Consider the following 23,213-nt stretch of genomic DNA (forward strand, 5'->3'; position numbering starts at 1 on the left):
AAAGGACCAGGAAAAATGGCTCCCAAGGTACTTGTTTCCGACAAGCTGTCGGACACCGCTGTGCAGATCTTCCGCGACCGGGGGATCGATGTCGACTTCATGCCCGAGCTGGGCAAGGACAAGGACAAGCTGGCCGAGGTCATCGGCGAATATGACGGCCTTGCCATCCGCTCGGCCACCAAGGTGACGGCGAAGCTTCTGGAAAGCGCGTCCAACCTGAAGGTGATCGGCCGCGCCGGGATCGGCACCGACAATGTCGACAAGGAGGCCGCGTCGAAGAAGGGCATCATCGTGATGAACACGCCCTACGGCAACATGATCACGACGGCCGAACATGCCATCGCGATGATGTTCTCGGTCGCGCGGCAGATCCCGGAGGCGAGCGCCTCGACCCAGGCCGGGAAGTGGGAGAAGTCGCGCTTCATGGGGGTCGAGCTGACCGGCAAGACGCTGGGCGTGATCGGCGCCGGGAATATCGGCGGGATCGTCTGTGACCGGGCGCGGGGGCTGAAGATGAAGGTGGTGGCCTTCGACCCGTTCCTGAGCCAGGAGAAGGCCGACAAGATGGGGGTCGAGAAGGTCGAGCTGGACGAGCTGCTGAAGCGGTCGGATTTCGTGACGCTGCACGTGCCGCTGACCGAGCAGACGAAGAACATCCTGTCGCGCGAGAACATGGAGAAGATGAAGAAGGGCGCGCGCGTCATCAACTGTGCCCGGGGCGGGCTGGTCGACGAGGAGGCGCTGGCCGATCTGCTGAAGTCGGGCCATATCGGCGCGGCGGCCTTCGACGTGTTCACGGTGGAGCCGGCGACGGAGAACCCGCTCTTCGGTCTGCCCAACGTGGTCTGCACGCCGCATCTCGGCGCCGCGACGACCGAGGCGCAGGAGAACGTGGCGCTGCAGGTGGCCGAGCAGATGTCGGATTACCTGCTGACCGGCGCCGTGACCAACGCGCTCAACATGCCGTCGGTGACGGCGGAAGAGGCCAAGGTGATGGGCCCGTGGCTCAAGCTGTCGGATCACCTGGGCGGGTTCATCGGCCAGATGACCGACGAGCCGATCAAGGCGATCAACATCCTCTATGACGGGGTGGTGGCCGAGATGAACCTCGAGGCGCTGACCTGTTCGGCGGTGGCGGGGATCATGAAGTCGGTGAACCCGGAGGTGAACATGGTCTCGGCCCCGCTGATGGCCAAGGAGAAGGGCGTCAAGATCTCGACCACGCGGCAGGACAAGTCGGGCGCCTTCGAGGGCTATATCAAGCTGACGGTGGTGACCGACCGGCGCGAGCGGTCGATCGGGGGCACGGTGTTCAGTGACGGGAAGCCGCGCTTCATCCAGATCAAGGGGATCAACATCGATGCCGAGATCGGGGCGCATATGCTCTATACCACCAACAAGGACGAGCCCGGGATCATCGGCACGCTGGGCCAGACCATGGGCGAGAACGGCGTGAACATCGCCAACTTCACCCTGGGCCGGTCGGCGGCGGGGGGCGAGGCGATTGCCTTGCTCTACGTCGATGCGCCGGTGGGCAAGGACGTGATCGCCAAGCTGCACGCGACGGGCAAGTTCCAGCAGATCGCGCCGCTGCAGTTCGACGTGGTGTGACATGCGCCTTGCGAGGGAATGACGGAAGCGCCGCCCTACGGGGCGGCGTTTTTGCGTGGGGGTGCGGGGGCTTGCCCGATGCGGGGGGCGCCGCGTGCCGGCGCCGCCAAGGCTTGCCACCCCCGCCCCCCTTTGCTTTAACCGGTTCGGCAACCCGCCCGGGAGGAAACCCATGGTCGATATCGCGACCCGTGTCTGGAACCATAAATGGAAGATCGACCCGATCGTCCGCTCGCTCATCGACACGGATTTCTACAAGCTGCTGATGTGCCAGTCGGTGTTCCGCAACAAGCCCGACACGCAGGTCACCTTTTCGCTGATCAACCGCTCGACCGACGCGAAGCTGGCCGAGCTGGTGGACGAGGGCGAGCTGCGCGAACAGCTCGACCATATCCGCTCGCTTTCCCTGACACGGGGCGAGAGCACATGGCTGCGCGGCAACACCTTCTATGGCAAGCGGCAGATGTTCACGCCGGCCTTCATGGAATGGTTCGAGAACCTGCGCCTGCCGCCCTACCAGCTTGAAAAGCGCGACGGGCAATACGAGCTGACCTTCGAGGGGTCATGGCCCGAGGTGATGCTCTGGGAGATCCCGGCGCTGGCGGTGCTGATGGAATTGCGCGGCCGCGCCGTCCTGCACGACATGCGACGGTTCGAGCTGCAGGTGCTCTATGCCCGCGCCATGACCAAGCTGTGGGAGAAGGTCGAGCGCCTGCGCGACGTGCCCGGCCTGCGGATCGCAGATTTCGGCACGCGGCGGCGGCATTCCTTCCTCTGGCAGGACTGGTGCGTGCGGGCCATGTGCGAGGGGCTGGGGGAGAAATTCGTCGGCACCTCCAATTGCCTGATCGCCAAGAACCGCGATCTCGAGGCGATCGGCACCAACGCGCACGAATTGCCGATGGTCTATGCCGCGCTGGCCGATAGCGATGCGGACCTCGCGCGCGCGCCCTATGACGTCCTGTCGGACTGGCACGAGGAGCATGACGGCAACCTGCGGATCATCCTGCCCGACACCTACGGCACCAAGGGGTTCCTCGACCGCGCGCCCGACTGGCTGGCGGGCTGGACGGGCATCCGCGTCGACAGCGGCGACCCGGCGGAGGGGGCGGAGATCGCCATCGACTGGTGGAAATCCCGCGGCGAGGATCCGACGAAGAAGCTCATCATCTTCTCCGACGGGCTCGACACCGACAAGATCATCGACCTGCACAGCCGCTTCGCCGGGCGCTGCCGCCCCTCCTTCGGCTGGGGCACGCTGCTGACGAACGACTTCCGCGGCCTGACGCCCGACGACCGGCTCGCGCCCTTCTCGCTGGTGTGCAAGGCGGTTTCGGCCAACGGGCGGCCGACGGTGAAGCTCTCCGACAACCCCAACAAGGCGATGGGCCCGGACAGCGAGATCGCCCGCTACAAGCGCGTCTTCGGCGTGGGGGAACAGGAGGCGCTGGAGGTGGTGGTGTGACAGGCGCCGTCTGCCTCACCTTCGACGACCTTTTCGCCGGAAGCTGGCACGCGGCGCGGCCGGTCTTCGACGAATTCGGCGCGCGGGCCACCTTCTGCGTCTGCAACCTGCACAATGCCAAGCCGCGGCAGGTGAAGAAGCTGCAGGCGCTGCAGGCGGACGGGCACGAGATCGCCTTCCACTCCCGCACCCATCCGAAGCTGGGGCCCTACCTGCGCCGGCACGGCCTGGCCCATTGGCTGGAGCACGAGATCGACGCGGGCGTGGCCGAGCACCGGGCCCTGGGCTTTCCCGCGAAGAGCTTTGCCAGCCCGTTCCATGCCTTCACCGAGGAGACGTTGGCCGAGACGGCCAAACGCTTTGCCGTGACCCGCGCGGCCGGGCCGAAGAACCTCTCGGAGGGCGATATTCCCGCGCGCCTCTACCATGCGCCGGGGCCGCATAACGCGGTCGATTGCGTGGGGTTCTGCGACTTCCGGCACAGCGTCTTTCCGGGGTGGGACTGGCAGGAGCGCCTGCTGGACCGGATCGCCGAGACGGGCGGCACGGGGGTGTTCGCCGGCCACGACATCAGGGCGCCGGGCAAGGGCTCGCAGTTCTTCTCGACCCCGGAGGATCTGCGGCGGTTCCTGGGGGCGGTTGTTGAGCGGGGGGTGGGGTTCAGGACGTTGGGGGAGGTGGGGGTGTAGGCCAGAGGCCTCATGAAAACTTTAATAATCCGGGCGGATCACGGTCATTGGCTTAAGCGCGAGTCTTTGGCTCTCGGACAATCCGTTAGCTTCTGCCATTATCCGCTCATGCAATTTTGACACCGCCCTTTCGACATAACTATCCGTGTGCAAGACGAGTGTGCGTAATGCCTCGACGGGCTTCGAAAGCGCGCTTACCGGGAGATCAAATCGCACAACTTTCACGTCGAGAATTTCGTTGTCTTTGTCGAGAACAAGCCCGGCCTCAAACGATACTCCAACGTCCTCTGGATGGTTGAAACGGTTATCTCGGACTCGGCGCCATTTTTTGTGCTGCTCCAATAAATCGGGATACCCCTGAAAAACGTTCCTTGGATCAAGCTTGGCTGCGTATCTTCCAGTTTGAAAACATGAGAAATAGTAGGTGCACGCTGACGAAGTAAGTGCTTCTTTCATTGGGGAAGTATGCTGACCATTCTTGTTGACGGCCTCTAAGGACGACACGTGGTTCAGAAGCGTTCGGCACTCAAACAGGATGTGTTGAGCGTTTCGGAGCTTGATTAAGCGCTTCGTGAATGCGCTTTCATACTTGAGAATTCTGCAGTCCTCGTCGTAGCCGTCGAGTAGCAGGCTGCCATTAACAAGTCGCATGTACCCACCTTCTTAAAATGCCGTTTTCCGTTAGTATCCAGCTACGCCGATTTAGAATTATTTTGGGCCGTCTGGGAATCTCCTCAAACCCACCGCCCCGCGTCCATCCGCTGGTGCAGCACCCGGATCACCTCGACCGCCTCCTCCGTTTCCCTGAAATAGATCACGTGCCGCCCGCTGCGCGCCCGGCGCGTTCCGGGCCAAACGTCTTCTGCGCTGCTTGTCACGGCCCGCCCTTCCGGCAATGCGCCAATCACGGCACGGATTGCCTCGACGTAACGGTTCGCCTGTGGGCGTCCCCATCGGTCGGCTGAATAGGTCCAGTTATCGCGAAGGTCGCGCAGCGCCTTCCTTGAATAGCGAAGCCGCCTCACCCGCGATACTTGGCGTTCATCTCGGCCAGGAACTCATCAAAGTCGAACTCTTCCACGAACCCGCTTTCCTCGCCCTCGATGATCTCGGCCCTCAGCCGTTCCAGTTTCTCTTCTTCCACTTCCAACATCCGCAACCCCGCGCGCACGACGTCACTGGCCGAGCTGTAGCGGCCACTTTCCACCGCGCGGGTTATGAAATCGTTAAAGTGGTCGCTGAGCACGACCGAGGTGTTGCGGGGCATGGGCGCTCTCCTTCCCGCTCAATATACCAATCCTTGGTACATCCCGCAACGGAAGGCGCCGCGGCGCGTCCTCACTCCTCCCCCTCGACCCGCCCGCGCAAAGCCTTCACCTCCCCGCGCACCTTCTTGGCCTTCAGACGTCGCTTCTTCGCGCCCAGCGACGGCTTCGTGGGGATGCGGCGTTTGGGCTTCTCGCAGGCCTTCTTCACCAGCTCCGCCAGCCGGTCGCGGGCGATTTCGCGGTTGCGGGCCTGGCTGCGGGTGTCCTCGACCTGGATCAGCACTGCGCCGTCCTTCGTCCAGCGCCGGCCGGCGAGGCGCTTGAGGCGGCGTTTCACCGGGTCGGGCAGGTTGGGGGAGCGTTCGGCCTCGAAGCGCAGTTCGACCGCCGTCGAGACCTTGTTGACGTTCTGACCGCCGGGGCCGCCCGAGCGGGTGAACTGTTCGGTCAGTTCCCAGTCCTCGATGGTGATCTGGCTGGTGATGCGCAGCATGGCGTTCTCTCCGGGCGGGGCGTCGGTACCGGGCAGGGCCGACATCAAAAGGGCCGCCCCGGCAAGGAAGCGGCCCTCTAGAGTTGTAGGAGGCGGTGCGGTTAGGCGCACCAATCCGGGGGCGTCATGCGCCCAGGGGCTGCCCTAGACGAGACCCTCCCGAACTGTTCCGTCACCTCTCTCCAATACCTCTATAGACACTGGATCACCTCCTTTCAAACTGTTGCCGTTATCCACAGCCTGACACAGAATTCGGCTTTGTCAAAACAAAATCATGTGGCGCGGTTCGTCAGTGACCTCACGATGATGCGAAACGGCACTAAAGTAAGCAAAGCCAGGGCCAGCTTGACCATCCAGTCCGCCACCGCCAGCGAGATCCAGAGCGGCACGACGGGCCCGAGGCCCAGCAGGGGCAGCGCCTCGTTGGCCCAGCCGACATCGTTGCCGGGTTCCAGCATGGTGAGGCTGGCGGAGAAGGCGATGGTGAAGAAGAGCGCGGTGTCGACGGTGCTGCCGATCAGCGAGGAGACCATCGGCGCGCGCCACCACGCGCCGGCGCGGAGACGGTCGAAGATGCCGATGTCGAGCAGTTGCGCCGTGAGGAACGCGACGGCCGAGCCCAGCGCGATGCGCAGGGTGACCAGCGGCCCGAACTCGCCCGTGATCTGCGTGCCGATGAAGGAACAGGCGAGCCCGACGAGAAAGCCCGCGAAGACCACGCGGCGGGCGGCGGCGCGCCCGTAGACCCGGTTCATCACGTCGGTCACGAGGAAGGCCAGCGGATAGGTGAACGCCCCCCATGTCAGCCACTGGCCGAACAGGAACTGCACCAGGATGTTCGAGGCCACGACGATCGCGGCCATGGCCAGGATGCCGGGAAGCAGGTGGTGTTTCATGACGGTGGTGGGTCCTTGCGATGCTGGCCCTGACGGGCGACCGGCCGCCCCTACAGGCTGGCCGGTCCGTTGGCAAGGCCCGCGCCTATTCCGAGGTCAGCACCGACACGCATTGGCCCGGCAGGTCGGCCATGGTCAGCTCGCGCCGCGGGTTGGGGCGCGGGGCGTTGGGGTCGGGCGGCGGCGGGTTGATGATGTTGCGCACCCACTGTTCCGCATCATCACAGCCATCGCCGGCGGGCGGCGCCGCTTGGTTCTCGCAGTTCTTGGCGCCGCGCGGACAGCTCAGCCGGACGTGGAAATGGTAGTGGTGCCCGTACCACGGCCGGATCTTGTTCAGGTAGGAGCGGTCGCCCGTCTCCTCCTTGCACATCCGGACCTTGGCGCCGGGGAAGACGAAGATCCGGGCGGTGCGCGGATCCTGCGCGGCGGCCTTGATGATCTCGTGATGCTGGCGCGTCCAGTTGTCGTTGGTATAGGCCCCGTTCGCCCGCCGCAGCGAGATCGAGGAGATGTTCTCGCGCTCGGCCCGGGTGAGGTTCAGCCGCTTGGGCGGCAGCATCCAGATATCGACGTCGAGCCCCATCTGGTGGCTGCGGTGCCCGGTCAGCATCGGCCCGCCGCGCGGCTGGCTGATATCGCCGACATAGAGGCCCTCCCAGCCCGGCTGCTGCGCCGCCTTGGCCGAGAGTTTCTTGATGAAATCGATGGTCTCGGGGTGGCCCCAGTTGCGGTTCCGCGACAGGCGCATCGCCTGCCATGTCGGCCCGGTTTCGGGCAGTTGCACGCCGCCGGCGACACAGCCCTTGGCATAGCTGCCGAAGGGCGTGGGCGCCTGTTGCGAGCCCTGCGGCCGGGCGCCGAAAAGCTGCTTGGCCTCGACGCCCTGCATCGAGGACGGGATGTTCTGGGTCGAGAGGATCGGCTCGCTCGCCGCGTAATCCTGCGGCGCCGAGCCGCCACAGCCCGCGAGGCCGATGATGAGCGCGATCAGTTTGACGTGACGGACCATGTGTCGCTGTCCCCTTCTGCTTTCACCCAGCGTAGCAGGACGAGGCCGATCAGGAAAAGAAGAATTACCGGCGAGACGCCGATCCGCGCACTGCCGCTGAGCGTGGTGACGAGACCGATCAGCGCCGGCGCCATGAAGGCCGTCGCCCGCCCCGACAGGCCGTAGAGGCCGAAGCTTTCGGTGGGGGCCGCCGGATCGGTATGGCGCACCATCAGCGTGCGGCTGGAGGCCTGCAACACGCCCCCCAGCCCCCCGATCAGCGCGCCGCAGCCGAAGAACACCATGTCCGGCAGGGCCGAGCCAGGTTCCAGCGGGATGCCGAAGAACTGGGCCCGGTCCATCCCCACCACGGTGAAGCAGACCAGCATCAGCCCGAGGATCGCCACGATGATCACCGGCTTGGGTCCGAAGGCCCGGTCGAACCGGCCGCCGACCCAGCTGAACGCCGCCGCCGAGATCGCCCCGACGATGCCGAAGATGGCCACCGAGATGATGGACCAGTTCAGCACCAGCACCGCGTAGGTGCCGCCGAACCCGTAAAGCCCGTTCACCGCGTCGCGGTAGAACATCGACGAGCCGAGATAGACCGACAGGCTGACCCGGTGTTTCAGCGCCACGATCGACTTTTTCAGCAGGCGCAGCGCGTCGCCCACCCCGCGCCCCTTGCGGGAGGGGCCGGTATCGCGCACCCAGAGGAAGTAGGGGATCATGAACACCGCGTACCACAGCGCCGTGAACGGCCCGACGAAGCGCGTGCCCTCGCGCGCGTCGGGGTCGAGGCCGAGGGCCGGATCGGCGCCCAGCAGCGTCTTGCCGCCATCGTCGAAGAACAGCGTCAGCATGATCGCCAGCGACACGATCCCGCCGACATAGCCGAAGGCGAAGCCAGAGCCCGAGACGGCGCCGGCCTCCTCCTTGGGCGCGAGCGAGGGAAGTTGCGAGTTGACGAAGATCAGCGCGTATTCCGCCCCGATGAAGCCGATGCCGAAGCAGGACAGCGCGAACAGCATGTTCGACCCGTCCGGCTGGGTCCACCAGATGCCGGTGGCGCCGACCACGTACATCACCGAGAACGCCACGATCCACGGAAGCCGCCGCCCGGCGGTATCGGCCAGCGCGCCGATGATCGGCGCCCCGAACCCGATGATCAGCCCGGTCACCGTCAGGCACATCGACCACAGGCCTTGGGCCCGTGCATCCGCCGCCTCTTCGGCGAGGCCGGCCGTCATGAAGTGCTCGGACGCCACCGAGGCGAAGAACGGCCCGAAGACGAAGGTGACCAGCAACGTGTGATAGGGCTGGCTGGCCCAGTCGAAAAAGTACCAGCCCCAGATGCGTTTGCGCCGCGACGGTTCCGCCATGCCTGTCCCCAATGCCTTGTCCGCGATAAGACAGGCTCAGAGGCAGGCTTTCAAGTCAATCCTGCATCGGCGGCCACGGCCGCACGTTGTCGGCCTCGATCCACGCGGCCACCCACTCGGGCGCGGGCGGCGCCTCGGCCTCCACGCCAAGCTCGGCCATCAGCTCGGCCGGCGGCACGATCCCGTCCTTGCCGGTGACGGCCGAGCGATAGACGATGTGGTTGGCGCAGTCGCCGTTCTTCTTCCACATCGCCTGTTCGATATAGAAGAACTTGTCGTCCCAGAAGGCGAGGCGCGAGCGCATCTCGACCGTCTCGAACATGGTGATCCGGCGCCTGTACCGCACGCTCGCCCCCGCCATGGTCAGCCCCCAGCGCCGGCGCCTGAGCACCTTGACCAGCCCCACGCGATAGGCCATCGGGATGCGCCCGAGGTCATAGAGCGTCAGCGTCCGCCCGTTGTTCAGCTCCATCCACATGTCGATATCCCACGGCAGGCAGACATGCCGCGACACATGCGTGCCGAACACCGAAAGCGGCGCCGCCTTGCGGTATTTCCACACCTGCCAGAACATCCGGATGAAAGGGTACATGGGGCGTTGCCTCCTGCGGTTTGCCCCTGACCTCTGCCCGCCTGTCCGCAACGTCAACCGAAACCCTGCGTCAGACTTGCGATTCAGAAGCCGCCCGCTTAGGTGTTGAGCGGTCGCAGATCGAGGAAGGTGCCGATGACGTCGATTTTACAGATCCTGTTTCTTCTGCTGGATATCCTGTGGTTCTTCATCATCGCCCACGTGATCATGAGCTGGCTGATCAATTTCCAGGTGCTGAACCTGCACCAGCCGCTGGTGGCGCAGATCTGGGACATGCTCAACCGCATCCTCGAACCGATCTACCGGCCGATCCGCAAGATCCTTCCGCCGATGTCGGGCATCGACCTCGCACCCCTGGTGGCGCTGATCGGCGTCTACGCGATCCGGATCATCCTGGCGAACAACGCAGCGGCGTTTTACTGAGCCGGGTCTTGTTTACCGAATCTTAGTGTGAAAAGGTTCTGCGTAAGAGCAGACAGATAAAATTCTACGGGCCTTTTCATGCACAGCGCTGCCACGCTTTTGCACGATGTCTTCGGATTCCAGAGCTTCCGGCCGGGGCAGGAAGAGATCGTTCACACCGTCGCCGAGGGCCGCAACACGCTGGCCATCATGCCCACGGGCGGGGGCAAATCCCTGTGCTATCAACTGCCCGCGCTGCTGCGCGAGGGGGTGACGGTGGTGATCTCGCCGCTGATCGCGCTGATGCGCGACCAGGTGCGGGCGCTGCGGGCCGCGGGGGTCGAGGCCGGCGCGCTGACCTCGGGCAATACCGAGGAGGAGACCCGCGCGGTGTGGGAGGCGCTGGAAGAGGGGCGGCTGAAGCTGCTCTACATCGCCCCCGAACGGCTCGCCGCCGGCTCCTCGATGGGGATGCTGCGGCGGATCGGCGTGTCGCTCATCGCGGTGGACGAGGCGCATTGCGTCTCGCAATGGGGGCATGATTTTCGGCCCGATTACCTGCGGATCGGCGAGTTGCGGCGCGCGCTTGACGTGCCGCTGGCGGCCTTTACCGCCACCGCCGATGCCGAGACGCAGGACGAGATCGTTCAGAAGCTCTTCGACGGGCACCCGCCGCAGACCTTCCTGCGCGGCTTCGACCGGCCCAACATCCACCTCGCCTTTGCCGAGAAGGACCGCCCGCGCCAGCAGGTGACCGGCTTCGTCGCCGCCCGCAAGGGGCAGTCGGGGATCGTCTATTGCGGCACGCGGGCGAAGACGGAGACGCTGGCCAAGGCGCTGCGCGATGACGGGCACAACGCCTGCCACTACCATGGCGGGATGGAGGCCGACGACCGCCGCCATGTGGAACACCGGTTCAGCACCGAGGACGGGCTGATCGTCGTGGCCACCGTCGCCTTCGGCATGGGGGTCGACAAGCCGGATATCCGCTGGGTGGTGCATGCCGACCTGCCCAAGTCGATCGAGGCCTATTACCAGGAGATCGGCCGCGCGGGCCGGGATGGCGCGCCGGCGGAGACGCTGACCCTGTTCGGCGCCGACGATATCCGCCTGCGCCGGAGCCAGATCGACGAGGGGCTGGCGCCGCCCGAGCGGCGGCTGGCCGATCACGCGCGGCTCAACGCGCTGCTCGGTCTGGCCGAGGCGCTGGAATGCCGCCGCACCACGCTTCTGCGCTATTTCGGGGAGGAGGCGCAGGGCTGTGGCAATTGCGACCTCTGCGACCGGCCGCCGGAAACCTTCGATGCGACCGAGGCGGTGCAGAAGGCGCTGTCGGCCGCGTTGCGGACGGGGGAGTATTTCGGCGCCGGGCACCTGATCGACGTGCTGACCGGGAACGAGACCGAGAAGGTCCGCGCCCGGGGTCATGACGACCTGCCCACCTTCGGCGTCGGCCGCGATATCGACCGCCGCGGCTGGCAGGCGATCTTCCGGCAGATGATGGGGCACGACCTTGTCCGCCCCGACCCCGAGCGCCACGGCGCGCTGCGCATCACCGAGGCCGCGCACCCTGTGCTGCGCGGCGAAGAGGCCATCACGCTGCGCCGCGACACGATGCAGAAGACCCCCCGCCGCCCCGCCGCCAAGGCGCTGGTGTCGGAGGAGGACGCGCCGCTGCTCTCGGCGCTGAAGGCCAAGCGCCGCGCGCTGGCCGAGGCGGCGAAGATGCCCGCCTATATCGTCTTCAACGACCGCACCCTGATCGAGATGGCCGAGCGCCGGCCGCAGACGCTCGACGATATGGCGCGGATCAGCGGCGTCGGCGCCAAGAAGCTGGAGCAGTACGGCGCGGGGTTCCTCGAGGTGATCCGGGGCGAGGCCGAGGCCATGCACCCCACCCGCCGCAAGCTGGCCGGGCGCGAGGCGGGGGAGCTGTACGACCGGCTTCTGGCCGTGCAGGCCGACCTGGCGCGGGGGGAATGCGGCACCGACAAGCCGCTCAGCTGCTCATCCTCGCTGCTCGCCCGCGTCGCCTCGGCCCGGCCGGGCACGCTGCAGGACATGGCGCGCCTGCTGGGCGAGAAACGCTCCGACCGGTTCGGCGCGGCGTTTCTGGACGTTCTGCAGATGGCGGATTAAGTCACCGGCAACGGATTTTACCTGGGGGATCGATCAATGCTGGTGGTGCTTTCGCCTGCGAAGAAACTCGACATGTCGGCGGTGGATCTCCCCGCCACCGACCCGCATTTCGCCGAGGACGCCACGGCGCTGGCCAGAACCGCCCGCCGCCTGACGCGGAAAGACCTGCAGAAGCTCATGGGGATCAGCGAAACCCTCGCCAAGCTCAACGCCGACCGGTTCAAGGCCTTCGGCACGATGGAGACCAAGCCCGCCGCGCTGGCCTTCGCCGGTGACACCTATACCGGGCTCGAGGCCGGCTCTCTCGAACCGGAGGAGATGGAGTATGCGCAGGAGCATCTGCGCATCCTGTCGGGGCTTTACGGTCTCCTCCGCCCCCGCGACGCAATCGAGCCCTACCGCCTCGAAATGGGCAGCCGCCTGAAAACCCGGCGCGGCACATCGCTTTACGACTACTGGGGCGACCGCATCGCCAAGGCGCTCAACGAGCACGCCGAGACGCTGGGCACCGACACGCTGGTCAACTGCGCCAGCCAGGAATATTTCGGCGCCGTCAAGCCGGGCGCGCTCAAGCTTCGCGTCGTCACGCCGGTGTTCATGGAGGACAAGCCCGAGGGCCCCAAGGTGGTCAGCTTCTTCGCCAAGCAGGCGCGCGGGGCGATGGCCCGCTTCATCCTCCAGCGCCGTTTGACCGACGCCGACAGCCTGTCCGGTTTCGACAGCGGCGGCTACCGCCACCGCCCTGACCTGTCGGAGCCCGGCAAACCCGTCTTCGTCCGACCTCAGCAGGCGGCCTGAACCCCGGCCCCCGGCGGGCGCACCCCCGCCGGACAGGCCGCCGCGATCTCGGCGGTGATCGCCGCCTTGCTCAGCGGCTTGGTCATGTACCGATCCAGCCCGGCGGCCAGGATATCCGCCTCGTCCCCGCCCATGGCATGGGCCGTCATCGCCACGATGGGCACGTGGCGCCCGGTCTTCGCCTCGGCCTCGCGGATACAACGCGTGGCGGCCTTCCCGTCCATTTCCGGCATGGAAATGTCCATGAAGATCAGGTCGGGCGCGAATTCGTGGTGGCCCTCCACCGCCTCCACCCCGTTGCCGGCAAAGCGCAGCTCGATATCCAGCGCTGCCACCATCTTGGAGAAGACCAGCCGGTTGGTCCGGTTGTCCTCGGCCGCCAGCACCCGCATCGCCCGGCCCCCGCCCCCGGCCATGGCCGGGCCGAACGCCCCGTCCAGCCCGCGCAGGGCGGCGAAGATATCGCTCCGCTGCAGGGGCCGGGGCAGCACGCCCTGCACATGGGCGCGGGCCGGGTCCTGCTCGGCCACGTCCGGATCGGCGCTCAGCACCAGCACGGGCATTTCGTGCCCCGCCGCCCGCATCGCCTCGGCCAGTTCCATGCCGTCCATTTCGGGCATGGTGTGCGCCGTCAGCACGAGGTCGACAGCCCCCGGCAGCGCCGCCAGAGCCGCCGCGCCGCTTTCCGCGCCCGTCACCGACAGGCCGAGCGCGCCCATCTGCCGTTCCAGCACTGCCCGCCGCGTCGCCTGCGGGTCGACGACCAGCACCGTGCGCAACCCCTCGGGCAGGTGCACGTCCTCGGCCTCCAGCGCCTCGGCCGCCGGCAGGGTGAGGGTGAAGCCGAAGGTCGAGCCGACGCCCTCCTCCGACTCCACCCAGATCCGGCCGCCCATCTTGCCGATCAGCTGCTGCGAGATTGCCAGCCCCAGCCCCGAGCCCTCGAACTTGCGGTTGCGCGCTTCGTCGACCTGGTTGAACTCGCCGAAGATGTGCTTCGCCTTGTCCGCCGGGATGCCGATGCCGGTATCCTCGATGCTGACATGCAGCTCGGTCATGCCGTCCGCGCCCTGCACCCCGGTCGCCCGGACGATGACGTGCCCGGCCTCGGTGAACTTGACCGCGTTGCCGATCAGGTTGGTCAGCACCTGCCGGATGCGCCCCGGATCGCCCCGGAACCGGCCCGGCAGGAACATGTCATATTCCACCGACAGGTCGACCCCCTTGTCGCGGCTGCCGGCCTGCATCAGGGTGACCAGCTCGTAGAGGCAGCGCTCGAGGTCGAAATCCTCCTCGTGCAGGTCGAGCTTGCCGGCCTCGATCTTGGAATAATCGAGTACGTCGTTGATGATCACCAGAAGCGCCTCGCCCGAGCTCTTGATCGTGTCCGCGAAGAGCCGCTGTTCCTCGTTCAGCACGGTGTCCATCAGCAGTTCCGACATGCCGACGATGCCGTTCATCGGCGTCCGGATCTCGTGGCTCATGTTGGCGAGGAACGAGGATTTCGCCTTGTTCGCCGCCTCGGCCTGCCGCCGCGCGTCCTTGAGCTGCTCCTCGTACCGCACCGTGTCGGTGATGTTGAGCGCAAGGCTCACCACGTCGCCGCCATGGCCGCGCTGGTCGATCAGCTTGATGTACTGGCCGTTCCACAGGCGGATGATCTCGGCCTCGGGCGCCGGGCTCTGCCAGCGGTCGAGCATCGCCTCGCGCCATGCCGCCGCGTCCTGCTGGCCGATATCGACGACGCCTTCCTCGGTCGCGATCTGCAGGATCTCGACATAGGCGATGCCGGGCCTGATCTCCTCCAGCCCGTCGAACACCGACAGCCACGCCTTGTTCGCGGCGATCATCCGGCCATCGGCATCGAAAAAGGCGAACCCGTCCTGGATCGTCTCGATCGAATGCCACAGTCGCCGCTCGGCGATCTGGATCTTTTGGTTCGCGGCGCTCAGGTCGGAGCGGAAGCGGGCGTTTTCGTCACGGACGGTCTGCACCTCGGCGCGGGTCTCGACGATCTCCTCGGACAGGGCCATGGCGTGCCGGCCCAGCTTGCGGTTCGCGGCATGAAGCTCGGCCTGTTTCTGCTCCAGCAGCCGCTCGGCCGCCAGCCGCGCGCGGCGCTCTTCGGCCAGTTTGTTGGCAAGGCTCATGGCCCGGTCTCCGCCCTATTCCCGGATTGGGCCGCCACCTTCTGTCAGGAACATGAACAAGGCGTTAACCTTTCATGGCCCCGCGTTGGAATCGTTGTGCAACGCCGTGCCGCGTGGCAAAGTGAGACGTCATTTGACCGGGAGGGTCCCATGCTCCGTTTCATTGCTTCAGTCCTTTTCTTCACCATGGCCGCGACACTGGCCACCGCGCAGGGCGCCGTTCCCGAACGGCGCGAGGTCGTCACCCTCGACGCCGATTTCTACGGCGCCGACCTGCAGCCGCTTTTCGACACCACGCGCGCCGCCTGCCGCACCGCCTGTTTCGCCGATGCCAATTGCCGGGCCTACACGTTCAACTCCCGCTCGAACGCCTGTTTCCCGAAAAGCGCGGTGCAGGATTCGCAGGCCTACGAGGGCGCCGTTTCGGCCCGCGTCCTGAACACCGAGGCCGGCGTGCTGTCCCAGGCCGGCGCCCGCGCCGCCGAGCTCGATTTCCTCTCGCCCGGCGACCTGAACAACGCGCGTGCGCAGGCGCTCGACATCTCCTGGAGCCACCCCGGCGGCCAGTACGAGCCTGCCGCCATGATCTCGGCCGCGCAGCAGCAGATGTCGCAGAACGATTTCCTCAACGCCATGCGTTGGATCGGCGCGATCGTCGCCGCCACCGACGCGGCCGACCAGTGGGTCGAATATGCCCGCCTGTCGATGCTGATCGACACCGACAAGCATTCCGAGCAGCGCCAGAACGCCACCCGCGCGGTCGAGGCCGCCACCAACGCCTATCTTCGCGCGGGCGCCGACCCGGTGCGCATCAACGCGCTGCTGACCATGGCCCCGGCACTGGAACGGCTCGACCGCGGGCGCGACATGGTCCATGCCCTGCGCCTTGCCGAAAGCATCCAGCCGCGCGACGACGTGCTGTCGGCGCTCGAGAGTGCGGTGGCCAAGTACGGCTTCCGCATCACCGAGCACCGGTCCGACAACGAAAGCGCCAGCCCGCGCATCTGCGCCGAATTCTCCGAAGACCTGATCCAGGCCGGCACCGATTACACGCCTTACGTCCGCCTGCCCGATGCCGGGCTGGTGGTGCAGGCCGAGGAGCGGCAGCTTTGCATCGACGGCGTCCAGCACGGCGAGCGCTACCGCGTCACCTTCCGCAAGGGCCTGCCCGCGGCGACCGGCGAGACGCTTCTGAAAGACGTGGAGATCACGCTTTACGTCCGCGACCGCTCGCCCAAGGTGGCGTTTCCGGGCCGCAACTATGTGCTGCCCAAGGCCGCGGATACCGCCCTGCCGCTGGAAACCGTCAACCTCGAGGAGGTCGACCTGATCCTGCGCCGGGTGAGCGACCGCAACCTGTTGCGCGCCATCCAGGACGACTATTTCGCCCGTCCGCTGGGCTATTACGAGGACTCGCGTTTCGCCGACGACATTGCCGAGGATATCTGGCAGGGCAAGGGCGAGGTCCAGAACGAGCTGAACCGGACGATGACCACCCGCCTGCCGCTGGGCGAGGTGCTGGCCGACCAGCCGCCGAGCATCTACACGCTGACCGCCCGCGTGCCGGGCGTCGACCTTTACGACGATGCCGGCGCCACCCAGTGGTTCGTGCTGACCGACCTGGGCCTGACCACGCTGCAAGGCACCGATGGCCTGCACGTCTTTGTCCGCGGTCTCAGCGACGCGGCGGCGCAGGAGGGCGTGACGCTGACCCTGCTGTCGCGGAGCAACCGGGAGCTCGGGCAGATGCAGACCGATGCGGATGGCCACGCCCTCTTCGCCCCCGGCCTGACGCGCGGCACGGACGGCGCGGCGCCCGCCATGGTGCTGGCAAAACGCGGCGAGGAGGATATCGCCTTCCTGTCGCTCACCGATCCGGCCTTCGACCTGTCCGACCGTGGCGTCGAGGGGCGCCAGCCCGCCCCGCCGGTCGACGTGTTCCTTGCCACCGATCGCGGCGCCTATCGCGCGGGCGAGGTGATCCATGCCACGGCGCTGGCCCGCGACAGCGGCGCCGAGGCGGTGCAGGGCCTGCCGCTGACCGCCATCCTCAAGCGCCCCGATGGCGTGGAATATTCCCGCCACCTCTCGGCCGAGGATTCCGCCGGCGGGCATGTCTTTGCCCTGCCCGTCGCCGCCACCGCCCCGCGCGGCGCGTGGACGCTGGACATCAAGGCCGACCCCGATGCCGAGACGCTGGCCAGCCAGACCGTTCTGGTCGAGGATTTCCTGCCGGAACGGATCGACTTCGAGCTGTCGCTGCCCGAGGGCGAGATCCGGCCGGGCGACAAGCCGCAGTTGACCGTCGATGCGAAGTACCTCTTCGGCGCGCCCGGTGCCGGGCTCAAGGCCAACGGGACCGTCACGCTGCGGCCCAAACGGTCGCTCGACGCCTTCCCCGGCTACCAGTTCGGGCGGCATGACGAACAGGTCAACGCCCGCTCCGGCTATATCGACGGGGGCACCACCGGCCCCGACGGTATCCTCGTGACCCCGGTCGAGATGCCCGAAACCACCGTCACCGACCGCCCGTTCGAGGCGACGGTGACCATGTCGGTGCGCGAAGGCTCGGGCCGCCCGGTCGAGCGCCAGACCAAGCGGATGCTGGCCCCCGCCGGCCCGATGATCGGCCTGAAACCCGCCTTCGACGGCGTGGTGGCCGAGGGCACCGATGCCACCTTCCAGGTGATCTCCCTCGGCGCCGACCTTTCGCCCAGGTCGATGCAGGTGACATGGACGATGAACCGCGTCGAAACCCGCTACCAGTGGTACCAGGATTACGGCTCGTGGAACTGGGAGCCGGTCACCACCCGCAGCCGCGTCGCCACCGGCGAGGCCACGCTGGGCGGTGACCCGGTGACTGTTTCCGCCCCGGTCGAATGGGGCCAGTACGAGCTGGTGGTGGAGCGGACCGACGGCACTTATGTCGCCGCCTCCTCCGACTTTTACGCCGGATGGTACGCCCCCGCCGACGCCTCCAGCACGCCCGACACGCTGGTACTGTCGCTCGACAAGCCCGGCTATCGCTCGGGCGATACCGCGCAGCTCCGCATCGTGCCGCGCTATGCCGGCACCGCGCTGATCACCGTCATGTCGAACCACGTGATCGACATGCGGGCGGTCGAGGTCACCGAGGGCGAGAACACCATTCCGCTTGACGTCACCGACGAGTGGGGCGCCGGCGCCTATGTCACGGCCCAGGTGATCCGGCCGATGAACGTCGCCTCCGGCCACAACCCGGCGCGGTCGCTGGGCCTGTCCTATGCCAAGATCGAGCCGGGCGACCGGCAGCTTGACGTTGCCATCGACGCGCCGGACATGTCCGACCCGCGCGGGCCCCTGGATGTCACCGTCAATGTCGACGGCATCGGGGAGGGGGACACCGCCTATGTCACCCTTGCCGCGGTCGATCTGGGCATCCTCAACCTCACCGGGTTCGAAAGCCCCGATCCGTCGGAGTACTATTTCGGCCAGCGCCGCCTCGGCGTGGAAATCCGCGACCTTTACGGGCGGCTGATCGACGGGATGAACGGCGCCGAGGGGCAGGTCCGCTCCGGCGGCGACGCCTCGGGCAACCAGTTCGAGTCGCCCCCGCCGCAGGACGAGCTGGTCTCCTACTTCTCCGGCCCGCTCACCATCGGCCCGGACGGGACGGCGCAGGCCACGTTCGACGTCCCCGATTTCAACGGCACCGTCCGCCTGATGGCCATCGCATGGTCGCCCCGCGCCGTGGGTCAGGCCGAGCGTGACGTCATTGTCCGCGACCCGGTCGTCGTCACCGCCTCGCTGCCCCGCTTCCTTGCGCCGGGCGACCAGAGCCGCCTGCTGCTGGAGATCGTCCACGCCGACGGGCCCGCGGGCCGCATGGGGCTGGATGTCACCGCCGAGGGGCTGACGCTGGGCGATGCGATCCCGTCGGGGTTTGATCTTGGCGACGGGGAGAAAGCCACCTTCCGCTTGCCCGTCACGGCCGGAGAGGTGGGCGATTACGACTTCCGAGTCGCGCTCACCACGCCGGACGGGCAGCAACTGACCAAGGAACTGAAACTCGGCGTCCGTTCCAACGATCCGGAGGTGGCCGAGACCCGCCGCCTCTCCCTCGCGGCGGGCGACAGCTTCAGCCTGAACGAAGACGTGTTCGCCGAACTGAAACCCGGCACCGGCAGCGCCATCCTCTCCGCCGGCCCGCTGGCGAAGATGAACGCGCCGCAGCTTCTGACCGCGCTTGACCGCTACCCCTATGGCTGTACCGAACAGGTCGCGTCGCAGGCCATGCCGCTGCTCTACTTCAACGCGGTGGCCGAGGCGCTGGGGCTGGGCGAGCAGGACCGCATCGACCGGCGCATCGAACAGTCGGTCACCCGCGTCCTTGCCCGCCAATCCACCGGCGGCGGCTTCGGTCTCTGGTACCCGGACTCGGGCGATTTCTGGCTCGACGCCTATGTCACCGACTTCCTGTCGCGCGCCAAGGCGAAGGGCCATGACGTGCCGCAACAGGCCTTCGCCATGGCGATGGACAACCTGCGCAACCGCGTCAACTATGCGCCCGATTTCGACGAGGGCGGCGAAGACGTGGCCTATGCGCTGATGGTGCTGGCCCGCGAAGGGGCGGCGCGGATGGGCGATCTGCGCTACTATGCCGACGTGAAGGCCGAGGCGTTCTCGACCCCGCTGGCTCTGGCGCAGCTCGGCTCGGCGCTGGCCTCTTACGGCGACCAGACGCGCGCAGACCGGATGTTCGCGCTGGCCGTGCGCCGGGTCGTGGCGCAGGACGGCATGGAAGGCCATGTCTGGCGCGCCGATTACGGCACGCGGCTGCGGGATCGCGCGGGCCTTCTGGCGCTGGCCGTCGAGGCGGGCAGCAACGTGGTCGACGCCTCGGCGCTGGCCGACACGCTCGACGACGTGGGGCCCCACATGTCGACGCAGGAACAGGCCTGGACCCTGCTGGCCACGCAGGCGCTGATCGACGATCCGTCGCTGGCCGGGCTCACCCTCAACGGCGAGCCGGTCTCGGGCCCGCTGGTGCAGAAGGTGCGCGCGGAGGGCATGACCCAACAGACCATCGCCAACACCGGCGAGCGGCCCGTCGACATCACGCTCACCACCATAGGCGTACCCACCGTCGCGCCCGACGCGGGCGGCTACGGCTATGCCATCGAGCGCAGCTACTACGACCTCGACGGCGCGCCCGTCACCCTCGACAGCGTGGAGACGGGAACCCGCCTTGTCACCGTCATCAAGGTCACCCCCTTCGAGAAGGGCGAGGCGCGGCTGATGGTCGACGATCCGCTGCCGGCGGGGCTGGAGATCGACAACCCTAACCTCCTGCGCTCGGGCGATATCCGCGCGCTCGACTGGCTCGAGCCCGCCGACGCGCGCCATACCGAGTTCCGCGCCGACCGGTTCCTTGCCGCCGTCGACTGGCTCTCCGACCGGCCGTTCGAGCTGGCCTATATCGTGCGCGCCGTCTCGCCGGGCGAGTATCACCACCCGGCGGTGTCGGTCGAGGACATGTACCGCCCGCAATACCGGGCGCATTCGGCCACCGGGCGGATGCGCGTGACCGAGTGACCGACCAGGTCGTCGCCACCGCCCGCTGGCGCGCGCTCGACCGCGAGGGGGAGGACACGTGCCGCCTTTGCCCCGCCGCCCATGGTTGGCTTCTGGTGGGCCACGCGCGGTTCCGGGACGAGGGCGGCTTTGCCGCGCTCGATTACGTGGTGCGTTGCGATGCGGACTGGCAAACGCTCAGCGCGGATATCGCGGGGGTGCATGACGCGCGCGAGGTGCGGCTCCGCGTCCTGCGCGACAATGGCACGTGGCTGCTGAACGAGGCCGAGCAGCCGGGCCTCGACGGGGCGGCGGATATCGACCTGTCCTTCACCCCCGCCACCAACCTGATGCCACTGCGCCGCCTGCTGGAGGGGCGCGAAACCTCGCTCCAGTCCTCCGCCGCGTGGCTGCACTACCCCGAGCCTGCCCTGCTACGGCTCGACCAGACCTATGCCCGCACCGGCCAGCCCGACGTGATGTCCTACATGGCCGAACAGACCGATTACGCCACCCAGCTCACCTTCGACCGGGCCGGGTTCGTCACCCTCTACCCCGAGCTCTGGGAAGGCGAGGTGACCCATGCGGGCTGACCGCCTCCTCCTTGCGCTGGCGTGCGTGCTGTTCGCCGCCGCGTTGGGGCGGGATGCGCTGGACCGCTGGGTCGCTGCGACCGAGTTGCCCGTGCTGGTCACCGAAACCTCGACCGAGATGCGCGACCGGAACGGCGAGCTCCTCCGGCTCTACACCGTGGAGGACGGCCGCTGGCGCCTGTCGGTCAGCCCCGACGCGGTGGACCGGCGCTATCTCGAGATGCTGATCGGGTATGAGGACAAGCGGTTCTACCGCCATGCCGGTGTCGACCCCCGCGCCATGCTGCGCGCGGTGGGGCAGGCGCTCTGGCATGGCGAGGTGGTCTCGGGCGGCTCGACCCTGACCATGCAGGCGGCGCGGCTGCTGGAGGATAGCGGCACCGGGCGGCTGTCCGGCAAGTTGCGGCAGATGCGGGTGGCGCTGGCGCTGGAGCGGCGGTTCAGCAAGGAGCGGATTCTGCAGCTCTACCTTGCCCGGGCGCCGTTCGGCGGCAACCTCGAAGGGGTGCGGGCGGCGACGCTGGCCTATTTCGGCAAGGAACCGGCGCGCCTGACCGCGGCCGAGGCGGCGCTGCTGGTGGCGCTGCCGCAATCGCCCGAGGCGCGGCGGCCGGACCGGCACCGCACCGCGGCCGGAGACGCGCGCGACCGGGTGCTGCGGCGACTGGGGCGGGCGGGGGTGCTGTCGGAGAGCGAGATCACCGCCGCGCTGTCGGAGCCGGTGCCGCACCTGCGCAAGCCCTTCCCGGCGCTGGCCCCGCACCTGACCGATCTTGCGCTGGCGGAGAACCCGGTGGCCCCGCGGCACAGGTTCACCCTCGACCGCGCGCTTCAGGAAAACGTGGAAGCGCTGGCCCGCGACAGCCTCCGCACCCTGCCCGATGGCGTCTCCGTCGCCCTCGTCATCGCCGATCACCGCAGCGGTGAGATCCTCGCCTCGGTGGGCTCGGCCAGCTACGGCGCGGGGGACGGGCGGCAGGGGTATGTCGACATGACCCGCGCCCTGCGCTCGCCGGGCTCGACCCTGAAACCGCTGGTCTACGCCATGGGGTTCGACCGCGGGCTGGCCCATCCGCAAACGCTGATCAACGACCGGCCCGTGGCCTTCGGCGGCTATGCGCCGCAGAATTTCGACGGGGCGTTCCGGGGTGAATTGTCGGTGACGGATGCCCTGCGCCAGTCGCTCAACATCCCCGTCATCCTGCTGTTGAACGAGATCGGGCCGGCCCACCTGATGGACGCGCTGCGCAAGGCCGGCCTGCGGCCGGAACTGCCCGGCGAGCAGCCGGGCCTTGCCGTGGCGCTGGGCGGGGTCGGGATCACCCTGACCGATCTCGTGCAGCTCTATGCCATGCTCGCCAACGAGGGCCGCACCCGCCCCCTGCACTGGCACGACAGCCCCGAGGCCACGCCCCTCCACGAGGTCATCAGCCGCGCCGCCGCGTGGCATGTGGGCGACATCCTCGCCGGGCTTGCCCCGCCCCCCGGCGCGCCGCGCGGGCGGATCGCCTACAAGACCGGCACCTCCTATGGCCACCGCGATGCGTGGGCGGTGGGGTTCGACGGGGCGCATGTGGCCGGTGTCTGGATCGGCCGCGCCGACGGCACGCCGGTGCCCGGCGCCTTCGGCGGCGACCTCGCGGCGCCGATCCTCTTCGAGGCGTTCCAGCGCCTCAAGCCCGGGGCCGACCCCCTGCCGCCGCCGCCGCCCGAGACGCTGATCGTCTCGACCACCGAGCTGCCCCAGCCCCTCAAGCGCTTCACCGGGCGCGAGGCGGTCTTCCGCCCCGACGAGGACGCGCCCAAGCTGGTCTTTCCGCCGGCCGGCGCCCGCCTGCCGGTCGACGGCATCGGCCTTGCCGTCAAGCTGCGCGACGGCACGCCGCCCTTCACATGGATGGCCAATGGTGCCGCCGTGCTGACCGGCATCCACCGCCGCGACACGGTGCTGAACGGGCTGTCGCGCGGCTACTCGACCCTGTCGGTGATCGACGCCGAGGGGCGGGCGGACCGGGTCACCGTCTGGATCGACTAGGGACAGGTCTCTGAGCCGCGCATCGGCGGGCCGTGGTGCGGCGATGCGCGCGGGCCTGCGGCCTCGGCTCCGCGCAATGCACACCCCGTCCCGGGCTCGACCCGGGACCTGGGCGACACGTAGGAGGCCCCGGGTCAGGCCCGGGGCGGGGAGGTC

Annotated in this window: 18 protein-coding genes; 9 read left to right on the top strand and 9 right to left on the bottom strand. The window is 67.7% G+C overall.

Going from position 1 to position 23,213, the window contains the following annotated elements; translation table 11 throughout:
• Nucleotides 1-15: 15 nt before the first annotated feature.
• The 3 genes from serA to RLN94_RS10690 all read left to right on the top strand — a co-directional run bounded on the left by serA (nt 16) and on the right by RLN94_RS10690 (nt 3,765).
• Nucleotides 16-1,611, top strand: a complete 1,596-nt coding sequence (gene serA, locus RLN94_RS10680) for a phosphoglycerate dehydrogenase (protein ID WP_350128876.1) — start codon at nt 16-18, stop codon at nt 1,609-1,611.
• 172 nt (nt 1,612-1,783) lie between these two features.
• Nucleotides 1,784-3,076 (top strand): nicotinate phosphoribosyltransferase, encoded by a 1,293-nt coding sequence (gene pncB, locus RLN94_RS10685; RefSeq protein ID WP_350128873.1) that lies wholly within the window; start codon nt 1,784-1,786, stop codon nt 3,074-3,076.
• Nucleotides 3,073-3,765, top strand: coding sequence for a polysaccharide deacetylase family protein (locus RLN94_RS10690; RefSeq protein ID WP_350128870.1), 693 nt, complete (start codon nt 3,073-3,075; stop codon nt 3,763-3,765). Before pncB ends, RLN94_RS10690 begins: the two co-directional genes overlap by 4 nt.
• Nucleotides 3,766-3,786: 21 nt before the next feature.
• Here RLN94_RS10690 and RLN94_RS10695 read toward each other — a convergent pair whose 3' ends face one another.
• The 8 genes from RLN94_RS10695 to RLN94_RS10730 form a co-directional block, all read right to left on the bottom strand.
• The gene (locus RLN94_RS10695; protein WP_350128867.1) at nt 3,787-4,221 is read right to left on the bottom strand and encodes a hypothetical protein; all 435 of its coding nucleotides are present in this window, start codon (nt 4,219-4,221) and stop codon (nt 3,787-3,789) included.
• A gap of 278 nt (nt 4,222-4,499) precedes the next feature.
• Complete coding sequence (locus tag RLN94_RS10700; protein ID WP_350128864.1) at nt 4,500-4,790, bottom strand: type II toxin-antitoxin system RelE/ParE family toxin; 291 nt, start codon at nt 4,788-4,790, stop codon at nt 4,500-4,502.
• Nucleotides 4,787-5,032: a type II toxin-antitoxin system ParD family antitoxin gene (locus RLN94_RS10705; protein WP_350128861.1), complete on the bottom strand. Its 246-nt coding sequence runs from the start codon at nt 5,030-5,032 to the stop codon at nt 4,787-4,789. The genes RLN94_RS10700 and RLN94_RS10705 overlap by 4 nt, the downstream gene beginning before the upstream one ends.
• 71 nt (nt 5,033-5,103) lie before the next feature.
• On the bottom strand, nt 5,104-5,526 hold the full coding sequence (arfB, locus tag RLN94_RS10710) for an alternative ribosome rescue aminoacyl-tRNA hydrolase ArfB (RefSeq protein ID WP_350128858.1): 423 nt from the start codon (nt 5,524-5,526) through the stop codon (nt 5,104-5,106).
• Nucleotides 5,527-5,798: 272 nt separating this feature from the next.
• On the bottom strand, nt 5,799-6,422 hold the full coding sequence (locus RLN94_RS10715) for a queuosine precursor transporter (protein WP_350128855.1): 624 nt from the start codon (nt 6,420-6,422) through the stop codon (nt 5,799-5,801).
• A gap of 85 nt (nt 6,423-6,507) precedes the next feature.
• Nucleotides 6,508-7,434: a penicillin-insensitive murein endopeptidase gene (gene mepA, locus RLN94_RS10720; RefSeq protein ID WP_350128852.1), complete on the bottom strand. Its 927-nt coding sequence runs from the start codon at nt 7,432-7,434 to the stop codon at nt 6,508-6,510.
• Entirely contained in the window at nt 7,413-8,795 is a 1,383-nt protein-coding gene (locus RLN94_RS10725) for an MFS transporter (RefSeq protein WP_350128849.1), read from the bottom strand. Before RLN94_RS10725 ends, mepA begins: the two co-directional genes overlap by 22 nt.
• A gap of 55 nt (nt 8,796-8,850) precedes the next feature.
• On the bottom strand, nt 8,851-9,387 hold the full coding sequence (locus RLN94_RS10730; RefSeq protein WP_350128846.1) for an acyl-CoA thioesterase: 537 nt from the start codon (nt 9,385-9,387) through the stop codon (nt 8,851-8,853).
• 135 nt (nt 9,388-9,522) lie between these two features.
• Between RLN94_RS10730 and RLN94_RS10735 the strand changes: the two genes are divergently transcribed.
• The 3 genes from RLN94_RS10735 to yaaA all read left to right on the top strand — a co-directional run bounded on the left by RLN94_RS10735 (nt 9,523) and on the right by yaaA (nt 12,726).
• Complete coding sequence (locus tag RLN94_RS10735) at nt 9,523-9,810, top strand: YggT family protein (RefSeq protein WP_300891906.1); 288 nt, start codon at nt 9,523-9,525, stop codon at nt 9,808-9,810.
• Nucleotides 9,811-9,888: 78 nt separating this feature from the next.
• Nucleotides 9,889-11,928, top strand: a complete 2,040-nt coding sequence (gene recQ, locus RLN94_RS10740; protein WP_350128842.1) for a DNA helicase RecQ — start codon at nt 9,889-9,891, stop codon at nt 11,926-11,928.
• 36 nt (nt 11,929-11,964) lie between these two features.
• Nucleotides 11,965-12,726, top strand: coding sequence for a peroxide stress protein YaaA (gene yaaA / locus RLN94_RS10745; protein WP_350128839.1), 762 nt, complete (start codon nt 11,965-11,967; stop codon nt 12,724-12,726).
• Here the strand turns inward: yaaA and RLN94_RS10750 are convergent.
• Complete coding sequence (locus RLN94_RS10750) at nt 12,711-14,876, bottom strand: response regulator (RefSeq protein ID WP_350128836.1); 2,166 nt, start codon at nt 14,874-14,876, stop codon at nt 12,711-12,713. The two genes, yaaA and RLN94_RS10750, sit on opposite strands and share 16 nt — an antisense overlap.
• Before the next feature lie 150 nt (nt 14,877-15,026).
• On the opposite strand from RLN94_RS10750, the gene RLN94_RS10755 reads away from it, so the two are divergent.
• From RLN94_RS10755 to pbpC, 3 genes are read left to right on the top strand one after another with little or no spacing between them, the layout of a single operon-like run.
• Nucleotides 15,027-20,450 (top strand): alpha-2-macroglobulin family protein, encoded by a 5,424-nt coding sequence (locus RLN94_RS10755; protein WP_350128833.1) that lies wholly within the window; start codon nt 15,027-15,029, stop codon nt 20,448-20,450.
• The gene (locus RLN94_RS10760) at nt 20,447-21,022 is read left to right on the top strand and encodes a putative glycolipid-binding domain-containing protein (RefSeq protein WP_350128830.1); all 576 of its coding nucleotides are present in this window, start codon (nt 20,447-20,449) and stop codon (nt 21,020-21,022) included. The genes RLN94_RS10755 and RLN94_RS10760 overlap by 4 nt, the downstream gene beginning before the upstream one ends.
• A complete protein-coding gene (gene pbpC / locus RLN94_RS10765; RefSeq protein WP_350128827.1) occupies nt 21,012-23,057 on the top strand; it encodes a penicillin-binding protein 1C in 2,046 nt (681 codons plus the stop codon). The genes RLN94_RS10760 and pbpC overlap by 11 nt, the downstream gene beginning before the upstream one ends.
• The last annotated feature ends 156 nt before the right edge of the window (nt 23,058-23,213 follow it).

This window comes from Roseovarius sp., from assembly GCF_040223625.1.
Classification (GTDB): Bacteria; Pseudomonadota; Alphaproteobacteria; order Rhodobacterales; family Rhodobacteraceae; genus Roseovarius.